Raw genomic sequence first — 16,336 nt, forward strand, 5'->3', positions numbered from 1 at the left:
TATTCCGTCGGGGCTAGTGCGACCGCCCTCGATAAAAATAGGCGAATATCCGACTCGTCACCTGAGACGACGGTGTTCATCTGCTTCGACATAGTGTCGAATACCAATCCAGTAGCCTTCAGTCTTTGCCGGGTCAGGCAGTCGGCCGCGGATACGTTGTAGGCGATGACTCACGTACCGCTTGCTTCGTTCGCAGTGCGGTCGTCCACAGAGAGACGCTGGCTCCCGCTTGCGCCGATCGCCGTACAGGCGCGGCTCTCAAAGCGGACCGTCACGGTCGCCCGAACCGGCGGTACCGACGTACGTGAGTTCGACGCGACGTCGGAGGCGGGCAAGGACGATCAGGCCCGCTATCGGCGTTCCGATGCTCAGCGCCGTATCGAGCCGGGCGCGTCCGTCGGTCTCGCGTTGGCCGGCGAGGTAGACCCGGTAGTAGGCGTCGTCCGCGGTTCGGATCGGCGTCTCCGGAACGTCGAGGTCGCGGTGAGCCACCCCGGTGCCGGTACGCGCCGCCCGCGCGATCGGCGACGGAACCGTGTCGACGTCACGAGACACGCGGGACAGGACCTCGGCGGGGGGAACCCGTTGGAGTGACAGTTCCACCCGGTACAGATCGCCGCTGGCGTCGGCATCTTCCGGGGCCTTCCCCTTCTCGTAGACGGTGCCGTTTGCGACGACGTACACGCGAGAACGGTTCGCAACGGTGGCGGTCTCGTAGACGGTGCCGTTGATCTGGACGTAGTCGTAGCCGTCAGGCGCGAGGGCGAAGGAGCTCGTTCCCGTGCCGGCGGTACTGGAATAGATCCCCGTGAGAACGGTGTTGTTTCGTGCTAGATGGCGCTCAAAGGCACACGCGCGGGAGGAGGTGCCTGCACAGACGATCTCCTCGCTCAGGATCGTGCCGGCCGGGACGGCCGACTCGTTCTCGAAGGCGATGCCGGACTCGTCGTCGGTGATCTGCGCCCGCTCGTACCGGTAGGTCGGGTCACCAAGATGGAGAGCGGGGATCCACAGCGGCCCGGCGAGCAGCGCCAGCGCGACGACGGCACGCAGCGCGTCCCGACGCCGCGGCGTCAGGCGGTCAGTGGAGGACATCGTCGGACAGTAGCACGCCCCGTGAGTAAGCGTTTCTGGAGGATGCCGTCCCCGACGGCGCGGTCATCCGTCTTCAAGCAGGAACCCCCGCCGCTTGCGGCGGGTGAGGATGTCGCTTCACCTGCGACGAGCGTGTGCGAACGGAATCGAGATCATCGCCGATCGAGAGACCTGAATCAGCGGACACGTCCGGAACGGTACCGGTGCCAATGCAAGTGCGTGTCGGAAGCTACGAACGACGTGATAGTCTCCGATGGGCTTTATCCACCCGCCGCGGTGGACTCCGTATGGGCCGACCGCCCTCCGGAGAGTTTTAAACAATGGTGAAGAAACCGAAATCAATGGGTTCGATATGAAGAAACATCCGCAACCACAACTCGGCACGAACGGCGATGTCATCGGGCAACGCGTGCTCGCGTACCTGATCGATTCCGTCCTCATCGGACTGCTCTGGGTCGTCGTTATGATCATCGGGTCGGCCCTCGGCGATGCGGGCTTCCTGATGCTGACGCTCGCTGGGGTCGTCATAACCCTCGTGTACGTCTTCCTGCTCGAAGGGATCTACGGGTACACTCCCGGTAAGTACCTTCTCGGGCTGGTCGTCGTCAAATCCGACGGCTCCGATTGTACGATCGGCGCATCGGTCATCCGGAACCTGCTGTGGGTCGTCGATGCCCTCCCGACCGCGAACCTCGTCGCGATGGTGTTGATCCTCGTTACGGACGAGAACCAACGCGTCGGCGATATGGTCGCGGATACGATCGTGGTCAAGCGACGGCAGCGCTAGCCATCCCGTCAGGACGCCTCATCGCCGTCCAGTCGTCGGATCGTCCCGCCGGATAACCCGTTCCATTCGGTTCGGTATCCGAGCCGGGACAGGACCGGACTCGTCTCCGTGATGCCGACCGATCGGAGGACGTCCTCGGCGGCCTCGAGGCTCGTTCCGGGCTCGAGTCGGTCCTCGAGGTCGGCCAGCACGGTCGGTCGAACGAGGGTTCCGCCGAGCCGCTCGTGGTCGGGGAAGGTCGGTTTCGAGAGGGCGTCGACGCCGACGCCGTGGCGATCGGCGAGGGTCTCGAGTTCGATGACGTCCTCGTCGGGGCGGATCGCTTCCGGAAGATCCGCCGCGGCGTCGGCCAACAGCTCCGTCTCGTACTCCCGGAGCACGTCGACGACGTCCTTCACGCGAACCGACCCCGAATAGGTCACCACCCGGTGGTCGGCCGCCGCGATCTCCTCGCCGACGCCGAGGGACTCGTCGACCGCCACCAGCAGGTCGACCGACTCGACGGACTCGAGCTGGGAGAGCTTCTTGGCGACGTACTCCGGCGTCCAAAAGCCCATCACCTCGAAGAACACCCGGAAGTCGGCGTGGTCGTACTCGAAGGCGAAATCCGGGATCATCACGCTCGTGCCGGTCTCCAGCGGTTCGGGCTCGCGGACCAGCGTCCAGTCCAGGTCGAGCGACCGGAACCGGCCGGCGAAGTCCGCCTCCACGCCGCTGTCGAAGGCCGGCTCGGCCAGCGGCTCGACGCCCGGGACGGTGACGTCCGCGTCGGTGAGCGTCATCGTTCGTTCGGTGCCGCGGTCGTCGATCGTGGCCGTCAGCCGCCACTCGGGCGCCGCCGCGACCGACCGCAGCAGCCGGGCGAAGGCGGTTCCGTATCGGCGAGTGCGGCGAAACAGGGCGTCGGGGCCGGTGACCACGAGCTCGCGTCCCGCGTCGGTTCGTTCGAGTTCGTACAACAGCCCGAGCCGCTTCGTCGCGGTCACGAGCCGCTTCGGATCGGCCGACCGAACCCTGACTTCGGTCGCGTCGAAGAGCGCGGTCTGGGCCAGCGAGAGGTTGTACTGCTCAAGCAGCGGTCCCGCGTCCCACCGCGGCTCGAACTCGACGAGCACCTGCTCGTCCTCGCGGTCCGCATACAGCGACTCCGCCACCGCGGCGGGCTCGACGCCGAGCCCGTCCGCGGCGATCTCCAGGGCTCGTTCGCGTTCCGAGTCGGTCGCGACGCCGACCGTCTCGGCGGCCTCGAAGGCCTTCCGGCGGGCCCGCTGCGGGGGCAGCGGCGAGCGCGTCTCGAACGTCGCCTCGCGCTCGAGCAGCGACGCGAGCCCGCGGACGAGCTTGAAGTCGTCGGCGTCCGCCTCGAGTTCGTCGAGCCGGGTCCGAAGGTCCCCGTGTCGGTCGCCGACGTGGCTCCGAAACGTCTCGAGGAGCCGCTCCGCGAGCGGCCGGTCGGCGTCGTCGACGAACCGCGGCGCGTACCCCCCGCCCGCCCGCGAGACGCGGAGGTGGTCCTTCCGAAGCACGGCCGTACCTCGGGACGGATCCCGTAAAACCCACCGGATACCGCGATCGAACCATCGCGTTCGAACGGCGCGTCGACGCGGCTGCGGACCGTGGGACAAGCATTTGTAGTCCGGAAGCAACCCTCGAATATGCGACGACGGGGACTGTTGATCGCCGCGTTCGGAACGCTTGGCGCCGGCTGTCTCGAGGGGCGCTCCCCCTCCGGTCCCCGAAACCCGCCGACCGCCGAAGCGCCGCCCGACGCCGGTTCGGCGGCCGACACCGCCGCGCCGGGCCTGCGGATCGTGGACCGGGATTTCTCCGAGCGCGATGACGGGAGTCTCCGGATCGACGCGACGATCGAGAACACGGCCGCCGAGCGGCGGACCGGCACCCTCGTCGTGACGGCGACGACGCCCGAGGAGGAGGCGACCGAAACGCGCGATCTCGACGTCGACCCGGAGACTGAGATCGAGGTCACGATCGGGTTCGATCTGTCCTACGAGTCGTTCATCAACGGCGGCAGCCTCTCGCTCGACGTCGAATCGTGACCCCCGTTTCGGAGCGCAACCCCCCGGCAGGTGGCTAGCTGCGCCGGTCCGCGATGCGCTCCTCGGCGGTGGCTGCGCCGGTCCGCGACGCGCTCACCGGCGCCGGTCCGCGACGCGCTCCTCGGCGGTGTCCGCGGTCACGAGCTCGTAGACGGTCGCTCGTCCGCCGTCCGCCTTGGGGCGAAGCACCCGCCCGACCCGTTGGGTGAACTCGCGTTCGCTGCCGGATCCGGAGAGGACGACCGCGACGTTCGCGTCCGGCACGTCGATCCCCTCGTCGAGCACGTTGGCGGCGATCACCCGCGAGTAGGTCCCGTCGCGGAACCGCTCGAGTATCTCCCGCCGCTCCGCAGCCCCGGTTTCGCTGGTTATCGCGGGGATGAGAAACCGCTCGGAGAGGTCGTAGACGAGGTCCGTGTGGGCGGTGAAGACGATCACGCGGTCCTCGCGGTGCCGGTCGAGGAGTCCCTCGAGGACGTCCCGCTTTCGCTCCGCGTTCATCATTATCTCCCGGGCGCGCTGTTTGGCCAACAGCGCCTCCCGTGCCCGCGGGTCCCGCCCGGACCGCTTGACGAGCTTCCGATAGTCGCTGCCGCTCGTCAGCGTGAGCCCCGACTCCCGGAGGTACTCGACGAACACGCCCTGCTGGCGCTCGTAGCGCTCCCGCTCGTCGTCGGTCAGATCGACCTCGAGACGGCGGACGTCGTAGGGCGCGAGGTGGTCGCCGGCGAGCGAATCGACGTCGACGGCGTACACGAGCGGACCGACGAGCTCCTCGATGGCCCGGTGTTCGCCGTCCGGTCGCTCGAAGGTCGCCGTCAGCCCGAGTCGCTCGGGCGCGGGAAGGAGGCGAGCGATGTCGCGATACCCCTCGCCGCCGAGGTGGTGGACCTCGTCGAAGACGACGAGCCCGAACGACTCGCCGACGTCGTCGGCCTTCAGGTACGCCGAGTCGTACGTCGAGACCGTGATCGGCTCGCGGCGCTGCTGTCCGCCGCCGAACTGGCCGATCGGAACGTCGAACTCGCGCTCGAGTTCCGACCGCCACTGCTCGAGGAGGTCGATCGTCGGGACGACCACCAGCGTCGGCCGATCGCGGTCGGCCATCGCGGCGATCGCGACGACCGTCTTGCCGGCGCCGGTCGGCAGCTCCACGACGCCGCGCCGGTCGGCGTCCGTCCACGCGTCGAGCGCCTCGCGCTGATACGGCCGCAGGTCGTAGGCGGTCGACAGCGCCAGCGGCTCCGTCGCCAGGACGGCGTCGTCGACCGACCGCCCGGCCACCTCGAGCGCCCGCCGGATCGCCGCGTATCGAAACGCCGCCGCCCGAACGTCCCCGGTACGCTCGTCGTCCGTCACGCCCGGCAGCGGCGGCAGCGGCTCGTCGGCGTCGATCCGGATCGTCCCGTCGTCGTAGCGGAGCCGTACGGTCATCCTCGATCCCTCGTTCTCCGATACTGCGCGATCCGCGGTTAAAGGGTCTCCGACCGACGGTGATCGACTTGAAAAGCGATCGGGTCACACCGTCCCCGTGCGACGTGACACAGCCTCGGCGTGGCACGCGGGTGTGCGGGACGGACGCGCCGAGGAGGGGGCATCCGTTCCGCCCGTTCGCCATTCGAGTCGCCCGCGTTCGGTCGGGAGTCCCGACGGGACCAGTGGTCTGAACCGTCCGACGAGATCACCGATCGGGACCGCCCGACGGGATCAGAACAGCGACTGGCTCGAGTCGAGGACGCGTGCGGGACCGCCGACCGACCAGACGTCCGTCTCGATCCCGATCTCGGCGACGCGGGATTCGACCTCGTCGACGTGCTCCTCGCGCGTGTTGACGTACACCGAGGCGCCGGTGTCCGTCGAGAAGTAGACCGGCACGCCCTCCTCCCGGAGTTCCCGAACCGCGTTGAACACGGCGATCGTCTCGGGCTGCCAGTAAACCCATCCGGCCGGACCGGTCATCGTCGCCGCCGTCAGCGAGAGCGAGTCGTGCTCGGCGAGTTCGAATATCCGGTCGAACGAGCCCGCACGGAGCGCGTCGGTCATCTCCGCCAGCTGCTCGTGGACGTGCGCCATCCGCGCGTCGAACATATGGCTCGCCGCCGCCTCGCGGTGTGCCTCCTCCGTCTCCTTGTACGCCGGGACGTGTGCGGCGACGATCCGGAGGTCCGATTCGGGATCGAACCCGTCCTCATCCTCCCCGACCGGGAGCCGCCGCGACCGGCAGTCCTCGTCGTTCAGTCCCGTTTCGAGTATCGAGTACGCGCCGGTCACCGCGCGGGCCGCCGAGGAGGAGCCGCGGCGGGCGATCGTGGATATCTCCGGGCGGGACAGATCGAGCCCCGCGGCTTCCGCAAGCGCCATCGCGGCGGCGGCGAAGCCCGACGAGGAGGACCCGAACCCGATGTTCGACGGGAAGGAGTTCCGGCTCTCGAAGCGGACCGCGTGGTCGAACCCGGCAAGCTCCCGGACGTGGTCGACCACCAGCTCGATCCGCTCGGCGGCCCGCCCCTCAACGCGGTCGCCGTCGATGCGGACGGTGTCGGCGGCGGCGTCGGGCTCCCACTCGACCGTCGTCGTCGTCGCGGTGGGCGCCGTACAGACGCTGATGCTGTCGTGGTACGGGAGCCGAAGCTGCTCGTCGCGCATCCCGTGGTACTTCACGAGTCCCTGTATCGGGTGGGCTCGCGCGGTGGCTTTCATACCCCATCACAACGGGCAACGCGGGATTAGCGTTGCGAATGTCCGAGTCGATTGTGACCGTCGTTTCCGTTCGATCCGATGTCGGAGCCACCGATCCGATGGCAAGAGTTTTGCCGGCCCTGGGCGAATCCGGTCAGTATGTCCGAGTACACCGTCGAGTTCGCCGGGACCGGCGAGTCGATCGAGGTGTCCGACACGCAGACGATCCTCAACGCCTGTCTCGAGGAGGGGATCGCCCAGGAGTACTCCTGTCGCGTCGGGATGTGTCTGGCCTGCTCGGCCCGCATCCTCGAGGGCGAGGTCACCCAGCCCGCAGCACGGGGGCTGACCGACGAGGAGGCGGAGGAGTATGCGCTCACCTGTATGGCCCGTCCGCAATCGGACCTCACGCTTGATCGCGGCGAGTACCCGCCGAGCATCGAGGACGCGGCCGGCACCGAGGCCGACCCGGGGACCGACGACGCGGCAGCGGCGGACGACTGAGGGTGGCTCGGGGAACTGGTTCTCCCTGACGCGTCGTGCACCACGGTCCCAGGATGCTTTCGGACCCGACGGATTGAAGGTAGTTCCCGACCGCGGGATAGACGATGCGTCAGGACCACCTCATCACCGCGACACAGCTCTCGCGGCCCGACATCGAGGCGATGCTCGATCGGGCGCGGGAGATCGACGAGTCACGGGAGGCGTTCGAGCAACGGTATTCGGGGTCCGTCCTCGCGCTCTGTTTCTTCGAGCCGAGCACGCGCACGAAGATGAGCTTCGAGACCGCCGCCAAGCGCCTCGGTGCGGAGACGATCGATATGGGGTCGGTCGAATCCTCCTCGGTCAAGAAGGGCGAGTCGCTCGCCGACACCGTTCGCGTGATCGAGGGGTACGCGGACGCGCTGGTGTTGCGGCACCCGAGCGAGGGGTCCGCGAAGATGGCCTCCGAGTTCGTCGACGTGCCGGTGATAAACGCCGGCGACGGGGCCGGCCAGCATCCCTCACAGACGCTGCTCGATCTCCACACGATCCGCGAGCGACACGGCCTCGACGACCTCACGATCGGGATCATGGGCGACCTGAAGTACGGCCGGACGGTCCACTCGCTGGCGTCCGCGCTGACGAACTTCGACGCCAACCAGCACTTCATCAGTCCCGAATCGCTGCGGCTGCCCCGGTCGGTCCGGTTCGACCTCCACGAGGCGGGCGCGCAGGTCCGCGAACACACCGATCTCGAGGCGATCCTGCCGGAACTGGACGTGCTGTACGTGACCCGTATCCAGCGCGAGCGGTTCCCCGACGAGAACGAGTACCGCGAGATCGCGGGCGAGTACCGGATCGACGCCGACACGCTTTCGGCGGCCCGCGAGGATCTGACCGTTATGCATCCGCTTCCCCGCGTCGACGAGATCGCGGCGGACGTCGACGAGACCGACCACGCCCGGTATTTCGAACAGGCGCACAACGGGGTCCCGGTACGGATGGCGCTGCTCGACATGCTTCTCGGGGGTGGGTCGGAATGAGCCCCGACCGCGAGCTCCGGGTCTCGAAGATCCGGAACGGGACCGTCATCGACCACATCACCGGCGGACAGTCGCTCAACGTGCTCGCGATCCTGGGGATCGACGGCTCCGAGGAGTTCAGCGTTTCCATCGGAATGAACGTCCCCTCCGACCGGCTCGGCCACAAGGACATCCTCAAGGTCGAGGGTCGGGAGCTGAGCCAGTCCGAGGTCGACGTCCTCTCGCTGATCGCGCCGGAGGCGACGATCAACATCGTTCGCGACTACGAGGTGGTCGAGAAGAACCGGGTCGAACCCCCCGCCGAGGTGGTCGGCGTCCTCTCGTGTCCGAACCGGAACTGCATCTCCAACGACGACGAGCCCGTCGAAACGCGCTTCACGGTGATGGCGGACGGCGTGCGGTGCGACTACTGTTCGGAGATCCTGCGCGACCGCCTGGCCGAACACATCGACGTATGAGAGGACTGGTATTTCTGCCCGGTGACGGTCGGGCGAAGCCGTCGACCGGTTCGGACCGTCCCGGTAGTTTTTAGCCGTCCGATACGTACGTTCACATATGGGCACGAAAGCGAAACTCCTGGTCGCATTGGCCCTCGTAGCCACCGTCTACTTCATCGTCTCCGGCGATAAGGAGCCGGTGGAAGTCGAGTAGCGATCCGAACCGCCCGCGACGGAACCGCGAGCCGGCCGATCGCCCCCGTCCCCGCTTCCGCGTTCGACCGGCTCTCGAACATCCCTTTTAACCACGGCCGCCGAGTACGGCCGCGTATGTACGGGGTCGTCACGCGCAACGCCGACGACGTAACGATCGGGGAGTTCGATCGCGGGTTCTACGAGGTGAAGGACGTCACCGGGCGGGCCGCCGAGCCGGTCGCGAACGCGGTCAATATGGTGTCGTGTTTCGGCGACACCGCGGCGGCCGACGGCGATTCGGGCCTCGTTCCGGTCGACGACCGCGGGGTGCCGGCGAGCCGTGACCGACCCGAGTTCGAGTGGACGCACATCTGCCCGACGCATCCGGAGTACCGGCGGGGGATCCTCGAGATGATCGAGGATTGTGCCGCGGTCGCCCCCGACGTCAGGCTCGACGACGTCGGGTTTCCGCGGGAGGGATACTGTCGGTGCGACCGCTGTGAGCGGCTGTTCGCCGAGAGCGACCACGACGAGCGGGCCGACTGGCGCGCCGCCACCATCACCGACTTCGTCGCCGCCGCGGCCGACCGGATCCCCGGCCGAACCCATCTCTCCGTCCATCCGGATCCGTACCCGGGACACCTCCGGGCGAGGTCGGGAATCGACCTCGACGCGATGGCTGATCACGTCGACGAGTTCGTCGTTCCGATCTACGACACGGAGTACGCGACGACCTACTGGCTCGAGACGATCGCTCGGGGGTTCCGCTCGCGGCTCGGCGGCGACTACGACGTCCACGGTGCGCCGCCGGAAACGCCGTTCTCGGTCGAGCTGTACGCTGCCGACGTCGACGTCGACGCGCTGATCGAGGCGACCGAAGCGGTCGAGCCGTACGCGAAGGACGTGCTGTTCGGCTACGAGGCGGCTAACGCCGCCGCGGCGCTCCGACGGCGGGATGCCGACGCCCGCGGCGGCGAGGTTCATCGACCGGAGTGACTCGCATCAGGGCGTCACACGCGCCCGTCCGGAGGAGCGTCCGTCCGAAGAACGCGCCGTTCGGAGACTCGTTACAGCCAGTCGAGCGCGGCCTCGACGTCCGTTTTGGGGGGCGAACACGCGAACCCGCGACACGCGTAGACGGTCGGTTCCCCGTCGATCGCCTCCCGGCCGTCCCAGACGGGCGGGACTTCCTCCAGGCCGATCTCCCGGCACCACTCGGCGGTCGCGTCAGCGGTCGCGGGACGCGGGGCGAACACCGCGCCGGGGAGGAACCGGTTCGAGAGCGCCTCCCACCACGAGTCGGGGCGCTCGTCGCCGGCGAACACGAGCTCGATCCCGCCGTTCGCCACGCGGTCGGCCGCCAGAACGAGCGACGCGTGCTCGAGCGGTCGCCCGCTGATCCGGTCGGCGTGCGTCTCGAGGACGGCTTCCGCGACGTCCCGATACGGACGGTCGGTGACGAAGCCGTCGAGCTCCGCGAGGAGTCCGACCGCGACGCCGACGCTCGAGGGCAGCGACCGGTCCGTCAGCGACTGGGGACGGACCGAGAGGTCGCTCGGGCCGGCCGCCCCGTCGCCCCGGTCGCTCGGGACCGAGTAGATCGTCCCCGCGTTCTCGTCGTAAAAGTCCGCGACGATCCGGTCGGCGAGCTCGATCGCGAACCCCAGGTGATCGGGACGGCCGGTCACCTGATACGTGTCGAACGCGCCCCGGGCGAGGAACGCGTAGTCGTCGAGATATCCCGGCCCCTTGCGGTCGCCGTCGATCCACCGCCGGTCGAGCCGGCGGGCGTCCGCGTCCCACAGCCGGTCGCGGACGAACTCGAGCGCCGTCGTCGCCCGGTCCGCGAGACGCGGATCCAACGCCCGCGCGCCCGCCGCGAACGCGGAGATCGTCCGCCCGTTCCATCCCGCGAGCACCTTCTCGTCGCGCCGGGGACGGGGTCGTCGCTCGCGGGCCTCGTACAGGTCGACGCGGGCCTCGCGCAGCCGTTCACGGACCGTCGCTCGGTCGAACCCGTGTTCGCCCGCCAGCTCCCCGATCGACGACGACTCGGTGAGCACCGTCGTCCCGCGTTCGAAGTTTCCGGCGGACGTTACGCCGTACCGATCACACACAAGCGAGGCGGCCGGCTCGTCGAGCACCGCCTCGATCTCCTCGGGAGTCCAGGTGTAGAATGCTCCTTCGACCGGATCCGGCGACGATTCGGTCGCGTCCGTTGCGTCCGTCGCCTCCGCCGCGCCCGGTGTGTCGGTCGCTCCCGCCGCGTCCGTTGCGTTCGTCGTAGCGTTTCGGCGCGACGCTGGCGGAACGCTCCTGGCGTCGAGAGTGCTGAAGAAGCCGCCGTCGGGATGGGAGAGCTCGCGGTCGAGGAAGGCGAACGTCTCCTGGGCGACCAGCCCGTATCGCGGGTTCCCCGTCAGCTGGAACGCGTCGAGGAGCACGCGCGGCAGCTCCGCGTTGTCGTACAGCATCTTCTCGAAGTGCGGCACCGTCCAGGACCGGTCGGTCGCGTAGCGGTGGAAGCCGCCGCCGACGTGGTCGTAGAGCCCGCCGGCGACCATCGCGTCGAGGGTTCCCGTCGCAGCCCGCGTCGATGGGCTCCGCTCGGCGTTCCCGGACTCACGTTCGGCGTCCGTGGCGTGGCCCGAGGGGTCCCCGGCGTGACCCGAGGGATCCCCGGTATGATCCGCGGCGGCGCCGGCTCGAAGCAGCAGGTCGATCCGGCGCGGCTGCGGGAACTTCGGGCCGCTCGTTCCGAAGCCGCCGTGTTCCTCGTCGTACCCGCGAACGGCGGTCGCGGCCGCCTCCTCGAGGATCCCCGTTCCCGGCGGATCGCCGGGCTGATCCGGGACGGATTCGACCTCGTCACGGGCCGCGGCCATCCACTGGTCGGCTCGAGACTCCATTTCGGACCGCTGCTCGGGGTCGCTCCAGGAGTCGGCGATCCGCTCGCACAGCTCCCGGAATCCGGGCCGCCCTCGCGTCGGCTCTCGCGGGAAGTACGTCCCGACGTAGAACGGCTTCCCGTCGGGGGTACACCACGCCGAGAGCGGCCAGCCGCCACCGCCGGAGACGAGCTGGCAGACCGTCATCAACACGTCGTCGACGTCCGGCCGTTCCTCGCGGTCGACCTTCACCGGAACGAACGACTCGTTGAGCGTCTCGGCGACCTCGGGGTCCGAAAAGCTCTCCTCCTCCATCACGTGACACCAGTGGCAGGCGGCGTAGCCGACCGAGACGAACACGGGCACGTCGTGCTCGGCGGCGGTCTCGAAGGCACGATCGTCCCAGGGCTGCCAGTTGACCGGGTTGTCGGCGTGCTGGCGGAGGTACGGGCTCGCCTCCGCGGACAGCCGGTTCCGGTCGGTCGGTGTGGACATGGTCGCCGGTACGGCGGCCAGGGGGAAAAGCCGTCGCCACTCGAACGGGGACGTGGCTCGGGGTCGGTCACCGTCGTCGATGTGATCCCTGAATGCGATCCACGATCGTGACGGTATCGAGCGCGTGTAACGACAAGGTTTACACTACCGTGCGTAAACCCCTCGCGTATGACGGAGACCGTGCTGTTGGTCGGCGGCGGCGGACGCGAACACGCGATCGCCCGTGCGCTCGCGCCGGACTGTGCGCTTCACGCGTGCGCGAGCAATCGGAACCCGGGAATCGCCCGGCTCGCGGACGGGTTCGAGACCCTCTCCGAGACGGACACGGCGGCGATCGTCGAGTACGCCGAGTCGATCGCGGCGGACGCGGCCGTGATCGGTCCCGAGTCGGCGCTGGCGGCCGGGGCGGCCGACGCCCTCGAGGAGGCGGGCGTGTACACGTTCGGGCCGACCCGTGATGCGGCGCGGATCGAGACGGACAAGGCCTATCAGCGGCGGTTTATGCGTGACAACGACGTTCCGGGCTGTCCGGACTTCGCGACGTTCACCGATATGGAAGCCGCCTGCGAGTACATCGACGACTACGACGGCGACCTCGCGGTCAAGCCCGCCGGATTGACCGGCGGCAAGGGCGTGAAGGTGATCGGCGACCAGGTCACCGCCGCCGAGGCGAAGGCGTACCTCCGGGACTCCGAGTACGACCGCGTCGTGTTGGAGGAACGACTGGTCGGCGAGGAGTTCACGATCCAGGCGTTCGTCGCCAACGGCGACGTGCGGACGACTCCGGCGGTTCAGGACCACAAGCGCGCCTACGAGGGCGACGAGGGGCCGAACACGGGCGGGATGGGATCGTACTCCGACGCCGGATACTCGCTGCCGTTTATGGCCGAGGGGGACTACGCCGCCGCCGTCGAGATCATCGAGGCGGTCGTCGAGGCGCTTCCCGAGTACACGGGCGTTCTCTACGGGCAGTTTATGCTCACCGCCGAGGGTCCGAAGGTGGTCGAGTTCAACGCCCGCTTCGGCGACCCCGAGGCGATGAACACGCTGCCGGTGCTCGAGACGCCGTTCATCGACGTGATCACGGCGGCCCGCGACGGCGAGGAACTCCCGGAGCTGTCCTTCGCCGACCGAGCGACCGTCTGCAAGTACGCCGTTCCGGACGGCTATCCGACCGACCCCGACGCGGGCGCCCGCATCGAGGTCGACGAGGGGAGCGTCGGGGACGCGCTGTTGTTCTACGCCAGCGTCGACGAGCGGGCGGACGGCCTCTACACGACGACCTCGCGCGCCTTCGCCGTGGTCGGCCTCGGCGCGTCGATCACGGAGGCCGAATCGGTCGCGTCGGAGGCGCTGTCAGCCGCGGGCGATCGCGTCCGGATCCGCCACGACGTCGGCACGGCGTCGCTCATCGACCGGCGGATCGAGCATATGAACGCGCTGCGGGAGTGAGGAGCTCCGAACGGAACGGCGGTGACGCCGTCGCTCACCGGATGGTGCGAACAGGTGACGCCTCCGTCGCGATCGATGCTCCCGAACTCGCCGGAGCGATTCGAAATCGCCCGACCGATGGAACGACGGACTGGATCCACGACGGCGCGTCACGCACCCGCCTCGACCGCCCTGGGCGATCGGTTCAGCTCACGCGGTCGGGTGCGTCGGCATCCCGTTTGAACGTCGGGAGATCGAGGCCGTCCAGCGAACGGCGTGCAGCGGGATCGGCGAGGGCAACCGTGAGCGCGAGGTCTTTAACCGCGGGGGGCGGATCGGCTGGCGTGAGCGACGACGATCACCGCCGGGACGAAACGCGCCCCTCGGAGACCGACCGCGACGAGGAAGCGGCCGCGACGCGTCGCCGGAACCGATTGGATCGGGTCGCGACGCCCGGGCCACGCAACTCCCTGTGGTCGTGGCCGGACGCGAAGTCCCCGCTGGTCGTCGTCAGGAACTATCTCGTGATCCTCCTGTGCCGGATCTCGCCGAGCCTCCGGCTCAAGAACTGGCTGCTGCGGCGGATCGGGGTCTCGGTCGGCGCCGGCGTCTCCTGGGGGCTGGAGTCGACGCCGGACGTCTTCTGGCCGGAACGGATCACGGTCGAGTCGGACGCGATCGTCGGCTACGACGCGACGCTGCTGTGTCACGAGTTCCTCCAGGACGAGTACCGGCTCGGCGACGTGGTGATACGGCGGCGCGCGATGATCGGCGCGGGCGCGATCGTGTTGCCCGGCGTGACGGTCGGGGAGGGAGCCCGGGTCGCCGCCAACTCGCTGGTGACCGAGGACGTGCCGGCCGGAACGACCGTCGCCGGCGTGCCGGCGGAGGTCGTCTCCGAGCGGGCGGGCGGGCCCGACTTAGGGGAAGCGAACGCGGAGCAGTCAGCGAAGCCCGACAGAGCCGCGAAGTAACGTGCGATCGGACGGACGCATCGTCACGGTTAGTTCCGGATGCGGACGATCCCGTCGCGGAACACGACGTGGTTCGGCAGGACGTGTTCCTCGCCGTCGGTCTCGATGTGCGTGACGAACAGGTCGACCTCCTGGACGATCCCGCGGCGGTCCGCGACCTTCACCTCGTCGCCGATCCCGTAGGGCTGCCGGAGCAGGAGGAACACGCCCGCCGCGGCGGCCGCGAGCAGGTCCTTCGTCGCGAGTGCGGTGAGCACGACGAGCGCGAACGCGTACGCCGCAAGCAACACGATCAGCGCGAGGGTCGCGACGCCGATCTGGTCGAGCGCGATCAGGCTCGCGACGTAGACGACGCTGTATTTCGCGACCGTTGATATCACGCCGGTCTCGGGGAGTTTGATCCCGCGGAGGCGCTCGGCGACGTACAGTTCGACCTTGTCGCCGACCACGATCCCGACGATCAACACGACGATCGCGATGAACAGTCGCGGAACGAACGTGGCGATGTCGCCCCAGAAGAGTTCGGTATACTGGATGTCGGCGACCGAGAGCGCGGTGAGCACGGCGATCCCGACGATGAAGTAGTTCGAGAGCTTCGCGATGATGGTCACCGTCGAGAGCCCGAACTCGCGGGCGGTCCGCTCGAAGGCGGTCCCCTCGGTCGACTCCGGAACGCCGGCGCGCTCGAGCAGCCGTCGGTTGATCACCTCGACCGCGTAGCCGGCGACGATGCCGAAGATCACGATGAACAGCGCGAGCCAGACCCGGGGCGGGACGAGGCCGAGCACCTCGACCGCCGTTTCCCGGGCGCTGAGCGGGAGCACGGTCCGGACCATCAGTACGCCTCCGGGTCGACCTCGAGGATGAGCCGTCCGCCCTTGAACGCTCGAACGAGTCCGTCGGACTCCGAGAGCACGATCGCGGTCGCGTTCGTGTCACGGGTGATCGCGCCGGCGGCCATGTGTCGCGCGCCCAGTCCCTTCGGGATGTCGACGCCCTCGGCGGCGGGCTCGAGGTAGCGGTACGCGGAGACGATCTTGCCCGAGTCGGAGATGACGAACGCGCCGTCGAGCCGGGAGAACTCCTTCAACATCACGTTCACGATCGGGTCGCCGACGTGGACGTGGCTCTTCTCGAAGGGGTTGTAGCTGAGCGGGCGCGATTTGTTCATCACCTTGCCGGCGTCCCCGACGACGAACAGCGCGCCGACCGGCTTCCCCTTCTGCCCCTTCTTGCCCAGCTCGATCGCCACCTCGAAGACGTCCCGGATCACGCCGGGCTCCGCTCGCGAGTCGACGAACAGGTCGTAGATCCCCGACCCCATGTCCTCGGTCGCGCGGACCCGGATCACCGAGTCCGCGTCGTCGTCGTCGAACACCGACACCGAACAGGCGATCGCGTCGCCCGTCTCGACGATCCCGTTCTCGATGGCGCCCTCGACGCCGAACCGGATCCGGTCGCGAACGTTGTCGAACTCAAGGGGGAGCTCGACGAACGTGTCGGCGTCGACCGCGTTCTCCGTGTCGACGACGACGACGTCGACGTCCGCCTCGCGGAACCGCTGGTGAAACGATCCGCTCGGGGAAAACAGGAAGACGCCGTCGACGTCGGCGACGACGTCGTCGAGGAGGTCGGTGAGGGTGGACATCGTTATTTAAATCGTCCGAGGCCGTATATAAAGCAGTTGTGCCGTCGTCACGCGCCCGTCGGACGCGGATCGGGATGCTCTCGGCCCGTCGGCGAGCGTGCGCTCGGTCGTGTCGAACTCGTGA

At 68.5% G+C, this 16,336-nt stretch carries 15 protein-coding genes; 8 read left to right on the forward strand and 7 right to left on the reverse strand.

All coding sequences use genetic code 11. The annotated features are described in order from the left end of the window. Positions 1–258 precede the first annotated feature (258 nt). Positions 259–1,095, reverse strand: coding sequence for a hypothetical protein (locus tag BLV25_RS05525; RefSeq protein WP_092731325.1), 837 nt, complete (start codon positions 1,093–1,095; stop codon positions 259–261). Between the two features lie 352 nt (positions 1,096–1,447). Between BLV25_RS05525 and BLV25_RS05530 the strand changes: the two genes are divergently transcribed. Beyond that, the gene (locus BLV25_RS05530) at positions 1,448–1,882 is read left to right on the forward strand and encodes an RDD family protein (protein WP_092731327.1); all 435 of its coding nucleotides are present in this window, start codon (positions 1,448–1,450) and stop codon (positions 1,880–1,882) included. 8 nt (positions 1,883–1,890) lie between these two features. Here BLV25_RS05530 and BLV25_RS05535 read toward each other — a convergent pair whose 3' ends face one another. Further along, the gene (locus BLV25_RS05535; protein ID WP_021073677.1) at positions 1,891–3,408 is read right to left on the reverse strand and encodes a DUF790 family protein; all 1,518 of its coding nucleotides are present in this window, start codon (positions 3,406–3,408) and stop codon (positions 1,891–1,893) included. Between the two features lie 129 nt (positions 3,409–3,537). Between BLV25_RS05535 and BLV25_RS05540 the strand changes: the two genes are divergently transcribed. Next, the gene (locus BLV25_RS05540; RefSeq protein ID WP_021073678.1) at positions 3,538–3,939 is read left to right on the forward strand and encodes a hypothetical protein; all 402 of its coding nucleotides are present in this window, start codon (positions 3,538–3,540) and stop codon (positions 3,937–3,939) included. A 93-nt stretch (positions 3,940–4,032) separates the two neighbouring features. On the opposite strand, the gene BLV25_RS05545 is transcribed toward BLV25_RS05540, so the two are convergent. Then, positions 4,033–5,373, reverse strand: coding sequence for a DEAD/DEAH box helicase (locus tag BLV25_RS05545; protein WP_092731329.1), 1,341 nt, complete (start codon positions 5,371–5,373; stop codon positions 4,033–4,035). A 273-nt stretch (positions 5,374–5,646) separates the two neighbouring features. Then, a complete protein-coding gene (mvaD, locus tag BLV25_RS05550; RefSeq protein WP_092731331.1) occupies positions 5,647–6,639 on the reverse strand; it encodes a phosphomevalonate decarboxylase MvaD in 993 nt (330 codons plus the stop codon). 138 nt (positions 6,640–6,777) lie between these two features. On the opposite strand from mvaD, the gene BLV25_RS05555 reads away from it, so the two are divergent. From BLV25_RS05555 to BLV25_RS05570, 4 genes are all read left to right on the forward strand, one after another. Beyond that, positions 6,778–7,122, forward strand: coding sequence for a 2Fe-2S iron-sulfur cluster-binding protein (locus BLV25_RS05555; RefSeq protein ID WP_021073681.1), 345 nt, complete (start codon positions 6,778–6,780; stop codon positions 7,120–7,122). 104 nt (positions 7,123–7,226) lie between these two features. Then, positions 7,227–8,144: an aspartate carbamoyltransferase gene (pyrB, locus tag BLV25_RS05560; RefSeq protein WP_021073682.1), complete on the forward strand. Its 918-nt coding sequence runs from the start codon at positions 7,227–7,229 to the stop codon at positions 8,142–8,144. Beyond that, positions 8,141–8,602 carry an aspartate carbamoyltransferase regulatory subunit gene (gene pyrI, locus BLV25_RS05565; protein ID WP_021073683.1) on the forward strand — a complete coding sequence of 154 codons (462 nt, stop codon included), beginning with the start codon at positions 8,141–8,143 and terminating at the stop codon, positions 8,600–8,602. Before pyrB ends, pyrI begins: the two co-directional genes overlap by 4 nt. A 309-nt stretch (positions 8,603–8,911) precedes the next feature. Further along, the gene (locus BLV25_RS05570) at positions 8,912–9,772 is read left to right on the forward strand and encodes a hypothetical protein (protein ID WP_092731333.1); all 861 of its coding nucleotides are present in this window, start codon (positions 8,912–8,914) and stop codon (positions 9,770–9,772) included. Positions 9,773–9,843: 71 nt separating this feature from the next. Here the strand turns inward: BLV25_RS05570 and BLV25_RS05575 are convergent, their stop codons facing one another. Beyond that, the gene (locus BLV25_RS05575) at positions 9,844–12,159 is read right to left on the reverse strand and encodes a thioredoxin domain-containing protein (protein ID WP_092731335.1); all 2,316 of its coding nucleotides are present in this window, start codon (positions 12,157–12,159) and stop codon (positions 9,844–9,846) included. 168 nt (positions 12,160–12,327) lie between these two features. Here BLV25_RS05575 and purD point away from each other — a divergent pair, with 168 nt between their 5' ends. Both purD and BLV25_RS05585 read left to right on the forward strand, forming a co-directional pair. Then, entirely contained in the window at positions 12,328–13,611 is a 1,284-nt protein-coding gene (gene purD / locus BLV25_RS05580) for a phosphoribosylamine--glycine ligase (RefSeq protein WP_021073687.1), read from the forward strand. A gap of 413 nt (positions 13,612–14,024) precedes the next feature. Next, entirely contained in the window at positions 14,025–14,564 is a 540-nt protein-coding gene (locus BLV25_RS05585; RefSeq protein ID WP_256335670.1) for an acyltransferase, read from the forward strand. A 29-nt stretch (positions 14,565–14,593) separates the two neighbouring features. On the opposite strand, the gene BLV25_RS05590 is transcribed toward BLV25_RS05585, so the two are convergent. Both BLV25_RS05590 and dacZ read right to left on the reverse strand, forming a co-directional pair. Continuing rightward, complete coding sequence (locus BLV25_RS05590) at positions 14,594–15,400, reverse strand: mechanosensitive ion channel domain-containing protein (protein ID WP_021073689.1); 807 nt, start codon at positions 15,398–15,400, stop codon at positions 14,594–14,596. Beyond that, positions 15,400–16,212: a diadenylate cyclase DacZ gene (gene dacZ / locus BLV25_RS05595; protein WP_021073690.1), complete on the reverse strand. Its 813-nt coding sequence runs from the start codon at positions 16,210–16,212 to the stop codon at positions 15,400–15,402. The genes BLV25_RS05590 and dacZ overlap by 1 nt, the downstream gene beginning before the upstream one ends. Between the last annotated feature and the right edge of the window lie 124 nt (positions 16,213–16,336).

The organism is Halopenitus persicus (assembly GCF_900107205.1).
GTDB classification, from domain to species: Archaea; Halobacteriota; Halobacteria; order Halobacteriales; family Haloferacaceae; genus Halopenitus; species Halopenitus persicus.

Coding starts and splice junctions, on each gene's coding strand:
- purD (WP_021073687.1), top strand. CDS start 12,328: ATGACGGAGACCGTGCTGTTGGTCGGCGGCGGCGGACGCGAACACGCG.
- mvaD (WP_092731331.1), bottom strand. CDS start 6,639: ATGAAAGCCACCGCGCGAGCCCACCCGATACAGGGACTCGTGAAGTAC.
- pyrI (WP_021073683.1), top strand. CDS start 8,141: ATGAGCCCCGACCGCGAGCTCCGGGTCTCGAAGATCCGGAACGGGACC.
- pyrB (WP_021073682.1), top strand. CDS start 7,227: ATGCGTCAGGACCACCTCATCACCGCGACACAGCTCTCGCGGCCCGAC.
- BLV25_RS05540 (WP_021073678.1), top strand. CDS start 3,538: ATGCGACGACGGGGACTGTTGATCGCCGCGTTCGGAACGCTTGGCGCC.
- BLV25_RS05590 (WP_021073689.1), bottom strand. CDS start 15,400: ATGGTCCGGACCGTGCTCCCGCTCAGCGCCCGGGAAACGGCGGTCGAG.
- BLV25_RS05530 (WP_092731327.1), top strand. CDS start 1,448: ATGAAGAAACATCCGCAACCACAACTCGGCACGAACGGCGATGTCATC.
- BLV25_RS05525 (WP_092731325.1), bottom strand. CDS start 1,095: ATGTCCTCCACTGACCGCCTGACGCCGCGGCGTCGGGACGCGCTGCGT.
- BLV25_RS05570 (WP_092731333.1), top strand. CDS start 8,912: ATGTACGGGGTCGTCACGCGCAACGCCGACGACGTAACGATCGGGGAG.
- BLV25_RS05575 (WP_092731335.1), bottom strand. CDS start 12,159: ATGTCCACACCGACCGACCGGAACCGGCTGTCCGCGGAGGCGAGCCCG.
- BLV25_RS05555 (WP_021073681.1), top strand. CDS start 6,778: ATGTCCGAGTACACCGTCGAGTTCGCCGGGACCGGCGAGTCGATCGAG.
- BLV25_RS05545 (WP_092731329.1), bottom strand. CDS start 5,373: ATGACCGTACGGCTCCGCTACGACGACGGGACGATCCGGATCGACGCC.
- dacZ (WP_021073690.1), bottom strand. CDS start 16,212: ATGTCCACCCTCACCGACCTCCTCGACGACGTCGTCGCCGACGTCGAC.